Annotated in this window: 13 protein-coding genes and 1 pseudogene; 8 read left to right on the plus strand and 6 right to left on the minus strand. The window is 61.2% G+C overall.

Annotation, left to right across the window (positions count from 1 at the left end; all coding sequences use genetic code 11):
- Positions 1-55 precede the first annotated feature (55 nt).
- The 4 genes from HQ843_RS18850 (at position 56) to HQ843_RS18865 (ending at position 3,800) form a co-directional block, all read left to right on the plus strand.
- The gene (locus HQ843_RS18850; protein ID WP_180901720.1) at positions 56-610 is read left to right on the plus strand and encodes a TetR/AcrR family transcriptional regulator; all 555 of its coding nucleotides are present in this window, start codon (positions 56-58) and stop codon (positions 608-610) included.
- Positions 611-1,078: 468 nt separating this feature from the next.
- Entirely contained in the window at positions 1,079-1,507 is a 429-nt protein-coding gene (locus HQ843_RS18855; RefSeq protein WP_180901719.1) for a VOC family protein, read from the plus strand.
- 602 nt (positions 1,508-2,109) lie between these two features.
- Positions 2,110-2,565: a DUF3788 domain-containing protein gene (locus tag HQ843_RS18860; RefSeq protein ID WP_180901718.1), complete on the plus strand. Its 456-nt coding sequence runs from the start codon at positions 2,110-2,112 to the stop codon at positions 2,563-2,565.
- 143 nt (positions 2,566-2,708) lie between these two features.
- Entirely contained in the window at positions 2,709-3,800 is a 1,092-nt protein-coding gene (locus HQ843_RS18865) for an Acg family FMN-binding oxidoreductase (RefSeq protein ID WP_180901717.1), read from the plus strand.
- A 267-nt stretch (positions 3,801-4,067) separates the two neighbouring features.
- Here the strand turns inward: HQ843_RS18865 and HQ843_RS18870 are convergent, their stop codons facing one another.
- Positions 4,068-4,955 (minus strand): LysR family transcriptional regulator, encoded by an 888-nt coding sequence (locus HQ843_RS18870; RefSeq protein ID WP_180901716.1) that lies wholly within the window; start codon positions 4,953-4,955, stop codon positions 4,068-4,070.
- A gap of 109 nt (positions 4,956-5,064) precedes the next feature.
- Here HQ843_RS18870 and HQ843_RS18875 point away from each other — a divergent pair, with 109 nt between their 5' ends.
- Together HQ843_RS18875 and HQ843_RS18880 are read left to right on the plus strand one after the other, a co-directional pair.
- Positions 5,065-5,403 carry an antibiotic biosynthesis monooxygenase gene (locus HQ843_RS18875; RefSeq protein WP_180901715.1) on the plus strand — a complete coding sequence of 113 codons (339 nt, stop codon included), beginning with the start codon at positions 5,065-5,067 and terminating at the stop codon, positions 5,401-5,403.
- The gene (locus HQ843_RS18880; RefSeq protein ID WP_180901714.1) at positions 5,400-6,557 is read left to right on the plus strand and encodes an MFS transporter; all 1,158 of its coding nucleotides are present in this window, start codon (positions 5,400-5,402) and stop codon (positions 6,555-6,557) included. Before HQ843_RS18875 ends, HQ843_RS18880 begins: the two co-directional genes overlap by 4 nt.
- Positions 6,558-6,883: 326 nt before the next feature.
- Here HQ843_RS18880 and HQ843_RS18885 read toward each other — a convergent pair whose 3' ends face one another.
- Positions 6,884-7,789, minus strand: coding sequence for a LysR family transcriptional regulator (locus tag HQ843_RS18885; protein WP_180901713.1), 906 nt, complete (start codon positions 7,787-7,789; stop codon positions 6,884-6,886).
- Positions 7,790-7,899: 110 nt separating this feature from the next.
- Here HQ843_RS18885 and HQ843_RS18890 point away from each other — a divergent pair, with 110 nt between their 5' ends.
- Both HQ843_RS18890 and HQ843_RS18895 read left to right on the plus strand, forming a co-directional pair.
- Positions 7,900-8,664, plus strand: coding sequence for an alpha/beta fold hydrolase (locus HQ843_RS18890; protein ID WP_246710157.1), 765 nt, complete (start codon positions 7,900-7,902; stop codon positions 8,662-8,664).
- Positions 8,665-9,233: 569 nt separating this feature from the next.
- A pseudogene (locus tag HQ843_RS18895) lies at positions 9,234-10,321 on the plus strand (IS110 family RNA-guided transposase).
- Between the two features lie 439 nt (positions 10,322-10,760).
- Here the strand turns inward: HQ843_RS18895 and nusG are convergent.
- Genes nusG through HQ843_RS18915 form a run of 4 tightly spaced genes read right to left on the minus strand, consistent with a single transcriptional unit; the run spans position 10,761 to position 13,068 of the window.
- Positions 10,761-11,438 carry a transcription termination/antitermination protein NusG gene (gene nusG, locus HQ843_RS18900; RefSeq protein WP_180901442.1) on the minus strand — a complete coding sequence of 226 codons (678 nt, stop codon included), beginning with the start codon at positions 11,436-11,438 and terminating at the stop codon, positions 10,761-10,763.
- Positions 11,439-11,446: 8 nt separating this feature from the next.
- A complete protein-coding gene (locus HQ843_RS18905; RefSeq protein ID WP_180897424.1) occupies positions 11,447-12,181 on the minus strand; it encodes a hypothetical protein in 735 nt (244 codons plus the stop codon).
- On the minus strand, positions 12,171-12,629 hold the full coding sequence (locus tag HQ843_RS18910) for a hypothetical protein (RefSeq protein WP_180897425.1): 459 nt from the start codon (positions 12,627-12,629) through the stop codon (positions 12,171-12,173). The genes HQ843_RS18905 and HQ843_RS18910 overlap by 11 nt, the downstream gene beginning before the upstream one ends.
- Positions 12,604-13,068: a hypothetical protein gene (locus HQ843_RS18915; RefSeq protein ID WP_180901712.1), complete on the minus strand. Its 465-nt coding sequence runs from the start codon at positions 13,066-13,068 to the stop codon at positions 12,604-12,606. Before HQ843_RS18915 ends, HQ843_RS18910 begins: the two co-directional genes overlap by 26 nt.
- Positions 13,069-13,076: the final 8 nt, after the last annotated feature.

Below are 13,076 nucleotides of genomic sequence, written 5' to 3' on the forward strand. Positions count from 1 at the left end.
TCGCCCGATGAAGCCGAACGAGTCGCGAGCAGCCCGTCTGACCAGAACCCAGAGCATGGCGCTCACGCGCGAAAAGCTGGTCATTTCCGCCCTGAATACGTTTTTGCAGGAAGGATATTCCGGCGCGACGATAGAAGGGATTTCAGAGAACGCGGGGTTTAGCCGGGGGGCCTTCTATGCGCACTTCGCGTCTAAGGAGGACATATTCCTTGAGATTGTCGCTTCTGAAGCTGACAAGATCACGCCGATGCTGATTGAGCGGATCGAAGCCGCTTCGTCCCCCTCGGAAATGATCGGGATTGTATCGGGATGGGCGGAAGAACGTAGCCAGACCCAAAGCCTAGCTATACTGATGTTCGAGGCGATGCAGCAGGCACAGCGAAACGGCACTCTGGACGAACGCTATAGACAGCTTTTCCGCCAGAGTTGGCACAGCGTCGGTGAAGCCATGCGGCCGTTCTTTCCCGATCAACGGCTGCCATGCGCGCCCGAGGAAGTCGTCGCCATCATCGTGGCCCTGTCCTATAGCCCAATCGTTAGTGGAGCGGGCGGGCACAAGGCCGGAAGGTTGGTGGAGTTGATGCTAAAGGCATTGGCACAACAGCCCTAAGCCTCCTTGACGGTTTCAATACGTCGCAAGAATCGCCGGAAACCCGCGACACAATCCACAGCTAAGCATCCTCGGCTGCCATGGGTTACCTTCAAGATAGCTTGGTTTCTTCATAAAATTATCGTGCAGAGAGGACTAGAGCGTAAACGTAGTGATCATCTCTATCGTTCTCGGCCCGCCAGCCCCGCCGATTCCACGCTACAGCCCGACATTTCGTCATTAGCTCATGCCTGAATCCGGACGAAACTATCCGTCAAAGCTCTGGCAGATTGTCAGGCGCAGCACCTGGGACTGTTTTGACAGGATTCGGCGATTGGTGAATCGCCCCGGGTTTGCCGGAGGCTTGCAACTACGGCGATCTTGGACAGGTGCGGGGTTGAGTGTTGCGCGTTGCAGGAGCTTGCCTGTTATCATTCGCATCGCCGCTCAGGAAAAAATTCACAAGCTCATTTTGCGAGGAGAACCAACATGGAAGCCACCCAACTGTATCGCGGCCGGCTCATCGACCACATCCAGCTCGTCGTCCACGATCTCGAGGCTAGCCAGGACTTCTATACGGCGGTGTTAGCCGTGTTGGAGATTCCCATCGTCGGCACGACCGACGGATATTTCTGGGCTGATGAACTCATCGTGTCCTCGGCAGAAAGCCCGGCGGCACTAGGTGCACTGACAGGACGCCATCATCTAGCCTTTCAAGCCGGGGATCGCGCGACAGTGGACGCTTTCTATCGCGCAGCGCTGGCCCATGGCGGGCGAGATAATGGGGCACCAGGAGAGCGGACCTATCACCCCGGATATTACGCCGCTTTCGTGCTCGACCCCGATGGAAACAATATCGAAGCTGTGTATCATGGCGAGGCACGACGCAATGCGCCTTCAGTGGTGATTGAATTCTAAGGTTCTATCGAGTGGCTCACGGCTGGGCGGCTGGAGAGATTCGTTGAACTAACGTAGCGTCGCACCCAAAATACGGTGGCGGGGATTTCAGGGGCTGCGAGACGCCTGACGCCCGCACATTGGCAATTCCACACAAATGGCAGCCTGAAATCTCAATGGTCGCGCCCCGCTCGGATGCCGCGACGAATACATGGTTTCCATCCGGCAGATGAAACGCGAGCAATTTCACGGTGGAATGGCAAAACGGCTCTACAAAGCGAGATCCCGCGCTCTCCCCCTGCCGGGACCGCGAACATGGCCGCGTTCATCGCTGCCGGACAGCGCCGCCGAACCCGGCCAGATCACACATCAGCCCGGCCGAGCCGGTTGCGCGGCCGGGTCGCCCTCACTCGGCCCGGCCGCACTTCCACGTCATTGTGGGCACGATAACGCGAGCTGTAGCACTGATGCACGTTCAGCGTCGTTCTTTGGGTTTTCCGGCTTCCCGGAACCCGACTTTCGCGCTACGGCTGGCTGATTGAGAAATTGCTTCAAGCCCAACAACGGATCGGCGATCCAGAACACATCATTTAGGATGAACTTCGGTGCCAGAAGGACGAAGCATGGAACAGTCGCCCCAGATCGGAGATCGTCTTACGGACAAGTCCGCTCCACCGAGTGACGAGTCCGTTCGCGATTGGACCGGGCTGGACGCCTTTGCGCATTGGAAGGCCCTTCAGGAATGGATCGAGAGTTCATACCCCGGAACCTTCATTCCTGAATGGATTTATGGCGGAAAGAAGCATGGGTGGTCTCTGCGATACAAGAAATCGCGTGCCTTCTGCACTTTCCTGCCGGAATACAGGCTGTTCTCTGTCGTGGTCGTTATGGGCCGCGCTGAAAGAGATAAACTCGAAGCGCGGCGCGAAAGCCTGAGGCCGCAGCTAGCCGATCTCTACGATTCGACCCCGACATACCGCGATGGGAAATGGTTGAAGATCGGCGTATCGACCGCTGATGATCTGCGGGATGTGACTGAGTTGCTGGCTATCAAGCGGCCGCTCCGCTCACGCCATTGAAGGGCATATTCCTGAGCTTGTATCGTCATCTGGGGGTAGGCCGATGAGGGCGTCGAGGGCAGCGTACCCCGCGCATCGGCCTTTTGACCGAGGTCAACCGAATGTCGCGCCACCCGTGTACAATGGCGGTGAAGGGAGCCGGCATGAGAAGGCGAGACATACTCATAGGCGCAGGCGGTGCGCTCGTGCTGGCTGGTGGCGGCGCCGCCGGATGGCGATTGGCCGTGGGGTCGATGGGCGGCTTCGATGCCTATACAGGCGGCCTTCGCGCCCCGGTGCCCGCCGACCCCGGCATCGCCGACATCATCCGATACGCAACACTTGCCGCCAACGGCCACAATACCCAGCCTTGGCGGTTTCGCGTCGAGGAAAGCACGATCGACATTCTGCCCGACCTCTCCCGCGCAACACCGGTCGTCGATCCTGATGATCATCACCTCTTCGTCAGTCTCGGGTGCGCGGCCGAGAACCTGCTGATCGCCGCCGCCACGACCGGGCGGCCCGGGCAGTTGGAAACGGATGCTGGAGGCGAGCGCATCCGCTATTCCTTCTCCAGGGCTGAAGCCCGTCCTCACCCGCTGCTTGCCGCCATTCCCATGCGGCAATCCACCCGAGCGGAATATGACGGGCGCTCGGTGCCTGCTGCGGATATCGAGGCGCTCCGACGGTCCAGCGAAACGCCGGGAGTGCGTCTCGTCTTGCTGTCCGACCGTACGCGGATCAATCAGGTGCGGGACCTGGTCGTTGCCGGCAACGATGCGCAGATGGCTGATGCGGCCTTCATGGCCGAGCTGAAACGATGGCTGCGGTTCAATCCGCGCAGCGCCATGGCGTCCGGTGACGGCCTGTTCTCGGCCGCAAGCGGCAATCCCGTGCTCCCGGAATTTCTCGGTGACATCGCCTTTGACACGTTCTTTGAGGCTGGCGCCGAAAGCGACAAATATGCGCGTCAGATCGACTCCTCGGCGGGTATCGCGATCTTTCTGGCGGAGCGCGAGGACAAGGCGCACTGGATTGCGGTCGGTCGCGCCTGCCAGCGTTTCGCGCTTGCCGCGACCGCTTCCGGCCTCAAACACGCCTTCGTCAACCAGCCTGTCGAGGTCGCGCGGCTGCGGCCTGAATTGGCGGCGTTGATCGGGGAACGCGGAATGCGGCCCGATATCGTCATGCGCTTCGGCTACGGCCCGACGCTGCCTTTCTCGCCCCGCCGCCCCGTGAACGCCGTTCTGGTCTAGCAACGGCAAGCGACGACCCGCCGGATGAGCATAAGCAAGTGATCTGCCACCCTTGTCGGGCAAGCAATTTAGAGGGCTATGGCGTAGACGTAGTTCTCTGTTTCGTCGTTCTCGGCCCGCCAACCCCGCCGATTGCACGCTATGACGCGATGCCCTGCGCGATAGCTACGCAAACGCCGCCGATTTCCGCACCGCGCTTCAAGCCGCCGCCGCTTCGCCCGCCACCATGACAGCGGAAACGGGACGAGTCGGCGCGATACGCGATGCCTATTGCGGCTGCAGATGCTCGGCCATGAAGTCGACGAACGCCCTCAATTTGGGCGTGATCTGACGGCTGGCCGGCCAAAGCACGTTGAACTGATCTGTCTCTTCCACCCACTCGCCCAAAATCGACACAAGACAGCCGTCAGCGATCTCGTCACGGATCGCAAAGGGCGGCAGACAGGCAATGCCCAGCCCTTCGACCGCCAACTCGATCAGAGGATCGACCGCCGTCGCGCTCATCCGTTCGGGCAGGACAATCTTCGCCTGCCGTTCCCCGCGAGCAAACGGCCAGGGTCGGATCTTGCCGGTGCTGGGAGAGCGTTGGTGAAGACACTGGTGCTGCGCCAGATCATCGGGGGATTCCGGCACTCCGCATCGCGCCAGATAGTCGGGTGAGGCGACGATCTTCAGTTTGAACCGGCCGACATTGCGGCTCATCAACCGGCTGTCCGATGGTTGCCCGGTGCGAATGACGGCATCGAACCCTTCCTCCACCACGTCCACCAGCCGATCGCTGAAATCCAGGTCGAGTTGCACCTCTGGCCAGGCGCGCATGAACTTGGCCATCACCGGCGTCAGCAGCATGCCGACCAGCGGCAGACTGACCCGCAGCCGCCCTCTTGGCGTCCGATTGGCTCGGGCAAGCTCGGCTTCCGCTGCCTCCACCTCCTCGAAGATGCGGCGGCAGCGTTCGAGGAACAGCCGCCCTTCTTCGGTGAGCGTCATGTTGCGCGTGTTGCGATGGAACAGGCGCGCGTCCAGCCGTTGTTCAAGCCGCGCCACCGCCTTTCCCACCGCGGAGGCTGAAAGGCCGAGCTTGCGGCCAGCCGCTACGAAGCTGCCGGTTTCAGCCGATTGCACGAAGGCGTCGAACGCGGTGAGTTTGTCCATGTCTTGATCTTTATAGGAATGTTATTCCGTAGTCATCGGAACGACGGCCCATTTTTCCATAACGACCCGTCCGCTATCCCTTGGCCTTCCAAAACCCAAGGAGACGAACATGATTCCCGCCTTCACGATCCAGCCCACCCCGACGACTTTCATCGTCAATGTGATCCACGTTCACCCTGGCCAGCAGGATGAGGCTTTCAGGTTGATCCAGGATGTCGTCCACTATGTCGCCGAGCGGAGGCCGGGCTTTCTGTGGAGCAACCTTGCCAAGAGCACGGATGGGCTGACGGTCGTGAATATCGAGGCGATCTCAGACCCCGGCGATGTCGAAATTTTCTTTTCCGATCCGGTCTTCCTCGAAAAGTTCCGCAAGCTCGACACCGTCTCGTCGAGCGAGTTTCACACCTACACCGTTGGCGACCTGGTGCTGCCGAAGGCCTCAGCGTGACGACGCAGGTCGAACGGCTGCCGGTAGCGGGGCTATCAGCACTGGCGGTTGCCGGTTTCGTCACCATCCTGACGGAGGCGCTCCCGGCCGGTCTGCTCCCGCAGATCGGGGGCTCGCTGGGGGTGAGCGAGGCCATGGCGGGACAATGGATCAGTATCTATGCGCTGGGGTCGCTGCTTGCCGCGATCCCGCTGACGGCAGCAACGCGAAGCTGGCGCAGGCGACCGCTCCTGCTCGGCGCCATCATCGGTTTCGCTATCGCCAATCTGATTACGGCCCTGACGACGAGTTACATCGTCGCAATGGCAGCGCGTTTCGTCGGCGGTGTGTCGGCCGGCCTGCTGTGGGCGTTGCTGGCCGGCTATGCGGTTCGCATGGCACCGCCCGGCCTCGCTGGCCGGGCCATGGCCATTGCGATGGCGGGGACGCCGTTGGCGCTCTCCATCGGCATCCCGGCCGGCACATTTATCGGTAACCTCGCCGGTTGGCGACTGACCTTCGGATTACTCAGTGTGATCGCGTTGCTGCTCGTGGGCTGGATCATCGCCAAGGTGCCGGATTTCGCCGGCGAGCCTGAAACACAACGCCCTTCCCTGGCCCAGGTCTTTGTGGTTCCGGGCGTACGCCCGGTGCTGGCGGTGACGCTCTGCTTCGTCATGGCCCATAACTTCCTCTACACCTACATCGCACCACTTCTGGCCGGCCATAGCATGACGGGCCAGATCGACAGTGTCCTTCTGGTTTTCGGGGGTTCCGCACTTGTCAGTATTGGCCTGACGGGCGTGTTGATCGACAAATGGCTGCGGCCATTGACCTTTGCCGGCATCGGCCTGTTTCTTGTGGCGGTCTTGATACTTGCGGTGACGGCCGGAGCGCCGTTGGCAATCTATGGGGCCGCACTTATCTGGGGACTGGCATTCGGCGGGTCGGCGACGCTCTTTCAGACCGCGTCAGCGCGTGCTGCCGGTCCTGCGGCCGACGTGGCGCAGGCAATGATCGTCACGGCATGGAACATCGCCATTCTTGGCGGAGCCGTCATGGGCGGTGTCATTCTCGAAACCGCGGGAGCAGGCGGACTACCCTGGGCAGGTATCGCCCTGCTTGTCGGCGCTGCCGGATCATCGCTGTGCATGGGCCGCCCCGCTGGCGCATGACGTGACAAAGCGCGAAGCAAGGTTTGCTCCGGATCGTCGCCTTGTGCGGTGTTAGAACGCTGTAGCGTAGACGTAGTGCTCATCATTATCGGGCGTGGCCCACCGACGGCGCGACGTCTCGGCTGATGCCCCAACTCGAATTGTCAATGCCATGATGCAAAGGTCCGTCTGGACCAATGGCGAGTTTCACCTTCCGGGCAAGTCGTCCTGAAAGTCCGCGCTCCCAATGATAGCTGCTTCAAGCCTAGGGGCGTCACGAAGCGCTACGATACCTAAATACAAAGGCCGGCTTTCGGTCTTGGCCAAATCATGGGTCATCAAAACTCTCAGACGCTTCGCCGCCTTCTGGACTGGAGGTAATCGACCAGCGCTGTGAGGGCGGCCGATTTCTGGCGCCTGCCGGGGTAATAGAGGTGATACCCAGACCAGAGGGGGCAGAACTCTTCAAGGCAGGTCCGTAGTCGGCCCGCCGCCAGATGCTCCGAGACGAACGGCTCGAACAGGTAGCTCAGCCCCTGTCCCGCCAGCGTGGCCTCGATAAGAGTATGGGCATCGTCGGTGATCAGCGGGCCGTTGACCGCCAACTCGACCCGGCGTTCACCCTGCCTGAACGACCATCGGAACAGGTCGCCATGGCTCGCATTTCGATAGTTCAGGCAGGCATGGTCGGCGAGATCATCCAGGCGCTTGGGCAGGCTGCGTCGGGCGAAGTAGTCCGGAGAACCGATGACAACCGCGCACAAGTCGGGACCAAGGGGCACGGCCGACATGTCCTGTTCCAGATGCGCGCCCATCCGGATGCCGGCATCGAATCCGGCTTCGACGATGTCGGTCAACCGGTCGCTGATGCGCAAATCCACGGTCACGTTTGGATATTGTTCCATAAAACCTGTAAGCGCAGGGATCATGATCGCCCTTGCCGGGTATTCGATGGACGTCAGCCGCAGAGTGCCGACCACGCCGCCGCGCGCCTCCCTGAGCTCGGTCAGCCCCTCCTCGATCATCCGCAAAGCCGGGCTCAATGACTTCAGAAGACGCTGCCCGGCCTCGGTCGGGCGCACGTTGCGCGTTGTCCGCGCCAGCAAGGGTACCCCGATGCGCTGCTCCAGCGCGGCGATCGCCTGGCTGATCCCGGACTGAGCCCGTCCCAACCGCCGCGCCGCAAGGGTAAAGCTACCCTCCTCGGCCACGACCTGGAACAGTTGCAGGTCGGGGAGATCGCGACGATCCATTCATTATCCTCACTGATAAGTTCTATCACTGCAATCAACATAGTGATCAATCACCGCCATGGCTATCTTGCTCCTGACACAGATTGCAACAATCGACAGAGGCATTGCCAATGATCAATATCCAAACTTTTTTCCTGTCCGGAAGCATGGCACTCGGCGCTATGATGGCGCTGCCGGGCGTGGCCACGGCTGACGTTCAAAACATCGTTCTGGTTCATGGCGGAAACGTTGATGGCAGCACCTGGCGAGAGGTCTACGACCGACTGATCGCCCGGGACTTCCACGTCACGATCACTCAACTGCCGATGACGTCCGTCGAGGACGACGTCGCGGCAGTCCAGCGAAGCCTAAACATTCAAGACGGCCCAGTGCTGCTCGTCGGTCATTCGTATGGCGGCGTGGTCATCACCGAAGCTGGCATCGACCCGGACGTCAAGGGCCTCGTCTACGTCACAGCGTTCCAGCCTGCTATTGGGGAAAGCGGCGGCGACCTGCTGGCCTCAGTGGCAAGCGATTTCACCCCCGACAAGCTCACAGTCACCGATGATGGTTTTTTCCTGGTCAATGACGACGCATTCGTATCCTTGGCCGGCAACGGTCTTTCAGAAGAAGAGGCCCTCTTTGTAGCACGGTCCCAGGCATGGGCCAACGCAGACAATCTTGCGCATAAGGTTGTTTCTGTGGCGTGGGATGACAAACCGAGCTGGATGACAGTCGCCGCCGAGGACCTGCTGATCTCGCCCGAGTTGCAGCGCCGTATGGCAGAGCGCGCCGGTTCGACAGTCATTGAGATCAAGAACGGCCACATGCTGCCGATGACGAGCCCAGATGAGGTGGCCGAGGTAATCGCGCAGGCCGCCGAGGCGGTGGAATAATCCGCTCTCATGTGCGGACCGCCATAGCGGTCCGCACACTTGTCCTCAGGCACGGCAGACGGTCGCTGAACTATAAATGAACTGTTGTCTCCGACAATGCGCCAAATAAGAGTCACGGTCTTTCGTTCTGTCTGCAGCATTGAGCAAACCGGGCTCTTTTCGGACCTTCGCTACAGATGACACGAAGGCCGGCAATGGTCTACAGAAATGGCATCGCCCACTTTGAAGCCGAATGTCTGCTTCACCAGCTTCGTTCCCACAAGCTGCCTGACAGGTTACAGCCCCTTTACTGCCGGTCAGAAAGCTCGGAGCGTGTGGCCAGCAAGCCCCATGCATTGCTGCAATATGGTGAGGCATTCCCCTTTCACTTTACCCTAAACTTTAGCCCCGACTTTAGGCTTTGAATTTAGTCTCGGACTGGGCAACCCGCGCGGTGCCAAATGCCCGCATGGCCAAGGGTGCCAGGAAGGACCCAATGTTCGTTTCGGGGGGCAGCCCGCCCCCGTCGTGTTATGTCGGGGATTGCCCCGCATCGACGGAGAAGAGCCCCATACACGAGGAGACGGACCATGGGAGAGGATACATTATTTGTCGGGCTTGACGTCCACAAAGAGACAATCGCTGTCGCTGTGGCGGAAGGCATACGTGGCGGTGAAGTGCGTTATCTCGGAGAGATTAAGAACTCACACGAAGCCGTTCGACGTCTGGTCGCCAAGCTCGGGAAGCATGAAGCCATACTCCGCTTCTGCTACGAGGCCGGTCCCTGCGGCTATGTCCTTCAATCGTCGTTGCGCCATCTCTGACACCGGCGCGCCCTGGAGACCGGGTTAAGACAGACCGCAGAGATGCCGTCCTGCTGGCACGCCTGCATCGCGCCGATGAGCTGACCGCAGTCTGGGTTCCCGATGAAAGTCATGAGGCGATACGTGACCTGGTGCGTGCCCGCACGTCGGCGATGGAGAACCGGCGCCGGGCCCGACAACAGCTTGCCGGTTTCCTTTTGCGGCATGGCCGCATCTACAGATCGGGAGACAACTGGACGAAGAAACATCGGCTATGGCTTTCGAAGCTCCGATTTGAACATCCTGCACATCAGATTGTCCTGCAGGAATACGTCGACGCTGTCGATGATGCCGACAAGAGGCTTTCCCGGCTCGAAACACAGATAAAGATGTTAATCCCAGAGTGGTCATTGGGGCCAGTCGTGCAAGCGATCCAGGCCATGCGTGGCGTGAGGCTCATCTCAGCCGTCACCATCGTCGCAGAGACCGGCGATATAAACCGCTTCAATACGCCGCGGCAGTTCATGAGCTATCTCGGTCTCGTGCCATCAGAGTATTCCAGTGGAGGCAGCACCAGAAGGGGCGGAATCACCAAGGCAGGTTCAAAAGAGGCCCGACGCGTCTTGATTGAAGGTGCATGGGCCTACCGATGCCATGCGGCTGTCGGATCAGAACACTCAGGCAGACTGGAGGCACTTCCCAAACCTGTCAGAGACATCGCTTGGAAAGCACAGATCAGACTGTGTGCCAGATACCGGCGCCTGAGTTCACGCGGAAAAGTGCAGACTGTTGTAACCACAGCAATAGCCAGAGAGATGGCTGCCTTTATCTGGGCCATCGCACGCTATGTGCATCCGGCGCCGCCCGCCGCTTGACGATGGGATTGAGAGCAGAGAAAGGGGAAAGTTCAGTTTACCATCATTGACGCGTATTACTAGGGGCAGAGCAATCCAGGGAACCCTCGAGGGTCCTTAGTGACCGGCCACTCTCGCAGAGTTGGCCGACGTCCGCAGGAAGACAGCAGGCGAGCCCAAGACGGATCATCGGTCCTGCGGTAACCAACCCGCGTATCAGAGTGTGATCTACCGTCGTCTTATCTGCACTGCCCCCTGCAATACGCGTCACATAAACTTCCAACACGGCGGGGCTGCTACCTCGCCAAACGGACCAGTGTGCAAGAAACTTGACAAACGAACATCAGAGGACCCGCCGTTTTTATGCGGAAGGTCTATAGCCCTTTACGGAAAGGGCGGCTCGCCGAAGCAACCCGCCCTTCTGCACCCTGCCCGCCGTGACGGGTTTCTGCCTTTCGGCTTATAGTTTGGTGACTACGGCAAGCGGCACGACCATCGGCGTCATGCGCCCGAACAGATCGACCTCGATGACGACATCGCCCCTGCCCGTGGTGTTGGGGGTTGTCACGGTTCCGACCTGCCCGGCGAAGATCCCGTCTTCGATCTTTACCCGGTCTCCGGCAGCGACCCGGACATCGCTCTGCCGGTCATAGTCGAAGGCGCCGTTGTCGGCTTTGCGCATCAGCGCTGCGACGGCATCGGCCGGGATGGCATAGGGCGTCTCCCAGCCGCCGAGGATCGCCGTCACATGTTCCTGCCGCAGCAGCCCCCTCAGTGCCTTCGCCGTGCTGACGAAGCGGACGAGGACATAGCCGGTCATCAGCACCTCGTCCTGCGGCGGCAGCAGCCTGCCGCGACGTCTGCGCCGCTTGCCCTGGCGCATCGGCACCAGAGCCTCGGCTCCGATCGCCTTCAGCGCTGCCTCGGTTGCCTGCTCGTGACCCGGATGAACCGCTGCCACATACCAGCATGCCGTCTCGCTTGCGGTGTTGGCGGCAAGCGCGCCATCTTCGTCCTGCCGGATGCGCCGGATCGTGTCGTCGCGGTGCATCCTGCGCAGACTGCGTTCGCCCAGTTCCGCTTCGAGCCTGTCCCTTGCCGCTGCCCCTGCGTCTGCCGTCATCCCAGTCGTCATCATTGCCACCATCATCGTGCTGCCGCCTCGCCCTGCCGGATCCGCTGTATTTTCCCGAAGAAACCCGTCAGTGCCGCTGCCGGCGTTCCGCCCGGCGGGAAGTAGATCCATTGCGCCCGCCCGGGATCCGGAAGCCACGGAAAGCACCGGGCGTCATGTTCGGCCTGCCAGGCGAGCCACAGATCGCTACCGACACGCACCTGTTCGAAGTCCGCACCGGCAAGCACCGTCTCCGCCGTCACCCGCACCCCCCTGCCCGGATGGTGCAGCGCCTGCTCGTGCATGGCGTTCACCGACGGCCAGCCCATCTTCTGCATCCGCTCGTGCTGGAGTGAGCTGCGGTCCTGCCGGCCTGCGGCAATCTCATGCTCCTGGAACCGCGTCAGCGGCGGCAGCTTCATGGCAGGCTCGCCAAGCCGGATGAAGCGTTCTGCCATCCACGCCTTGCCGAAGGTCGCGGCAATGGCCGGGCCGGTTGCCGGGGCTTCCATGCCGTCCGGCACATCCTGCCAGCGCTTGTCCCTCAGATAGGTGCTGGCGGCAAACTTCACCGCCCTGCCCTTCAGCGCAGCAAGGGTGAGGAAGGCCGGCAGCAGGGTGGAGGCCTTCTCCCGGTCTTCCGTGGTCATCGCCTGCCATTCGGCAAAGGCCCGTTCGTCGCTGTCATCGCCGAAGGTCGACCATTGCCGGTAGAACTTCAGGAAGGACTTTCGCACCGTCCTGCGGTCTTCGCTCTCAGTGGTCATCGCGCTCTCCCGTGGTTGGCATTGCCCGCTTTGCGGCGGCTTGCGCCATCAATGCCCTGGCGGCTGCGACCTTCTCCCGGCGGCGCTGCCGTTCTTCCGGCGAGATGGGTCTCGAAAGCCGCCGGCGCTCTTCGATGCCCTTCAGCCGTTCGCGTTCGATCCGCAGCATCTCCCGGTCATGGCGGGCGGCATCATCGATCAGGGCGGAGAGCTCGGCCGGCTTCGGCAGGAACGAGCGGAAGCGCTCATAGCGGCCAAGCCTGAGGTTTGTGAACACCCGACGCATGGCCGCGACCGGCTTGTCGCGCAGCACGCTGGCATAAAGCTCCGCGGCCATCTCCGGGTCGATGCTGTCGGGCACCGTGAAGCCGCACTGCATCAGCGAGGACAGCATCAGATCCGAGCGATGCTCGCCTGCCGGTTCAAGGGCCGCTTCGTGGGCTGCCATGCGCCGTCCAGTCCGATCTGCCGATGTCGATGATGTCTGTCTCCCGGTTACCAATGTCGTCACTGTTGCCATTGTCGTGCCTCATGCGCTTGTCGAGGGTTTCCTGCACCCGCCTGTTGTGTTCCCGGATCTGTTCGGAGCGAGATGTGCCTGAAGGCCGTGGCGGCGATCTGGCCTGCGATGGTGAGGACGCGGCCGGCCTGTCGGTCCAGCGGTCCTGGTTGAGCCATGTCGAGAGATTGCACCATGGCCGGTCGTCACGCTTGGCGACGTAGCGCCTCAGCCCGGCCATGATCGTGTCGAGGTCCGCCCGCTGCCTTGCCGACGCCCATGCCTTCAGCGCCGTCTTGCGGGCCACCTTCTGCGGGTAGAGCGGCCAGACATGGGCATCGAACTCCGCCGTCAGCCCGGTGATGTCACCACCGCCCCGGCGGGACACCGGAGCGG

The organism is Martelella sp. NC20 (assembly GCF_013459645.1).
In the GTDB taxonomy this organism is placed as follows: domain Bacteria; phylum Pseudomonadota; class Alphaproteobacteria; order Rhizobiales; family Rhizobiaceae; genus Martelella.

Coding starts and splice junctions, on each gene's coding strand:
- HQ843_RS18910 (WP_180897425.1), bottom strand. CDS start 12,629: ATGGCAGCCCACGAAGCGGCCCTTGAACCGGCAGGCGAGCATCGCTCG.
- HQ843_RS18870 (WP_180901716.1), bottom strand. CDS start 4,955: ATGGACAAACTCACCGCGTTCGACGCCTTCGTGCAATCGGCTGAAACC.
- HQ843_RS18850 (WP_180901720.1), top strand. CDS start 56: ATGGCGCTCACGCGCGAAAAGCTGGTCATTTCCGCCCTGAATACGTTT.
- HQ843_RS18855 (WP_180901719.1), top strand. CDS start 1,079: ATGGAAGCCACCCAACTGTATCGCGGCCGGCTCATCGACCACATCCAG.
- HQ843_RS18860 (WP_180901718.1), top strand. CDS start 2,110: ATGGAACAGTCGCCCCAGATCGGAGATCGTCTTACGGACAAGTCCGCT.
- HQ843_RS18875 (WP_180901715.1), top strand. CDS start 5,065: ATGATTCCCGCCTTCACGATCCAGCCCACCCCGACGACTTTCATCGTC.
- HQ843_RS18890 (WP_246710157.1), top strand. CDS start 7,900: ATGATCAATATCCAAACTTTTTTCCTGTCCGGAAGCATGGCACTCGGC.
- HQ843_RS18865 (WP_180901717.1), top strand. CDS start 2,709: ATGAGAAGGCGAGACATACTCATAGGCGCAGGCGGTGCGCTCGTGCTG.
- nusG (WP_180901442.1), bottom strand. CDS start 11,438: ATGATGACGACTGGGATGACGGCAGACGCAGGGGCAGCGGCAAGGGAC.
- HQ843_RS18905 (WP_180897424.1), bottom strand. CDS start 12,181: ATGACCACTGAGAGCGAAGACCGCAGGACGGTGCGAAAGTCCTTCCTG.
- HQ843_RS18885 (WP_180901713.1), bottom strand. CDS start 7,789: ATGGATCGTCGCGATCTCCCCGACCTGCAACTGTTCCAGGTCGTGGCC.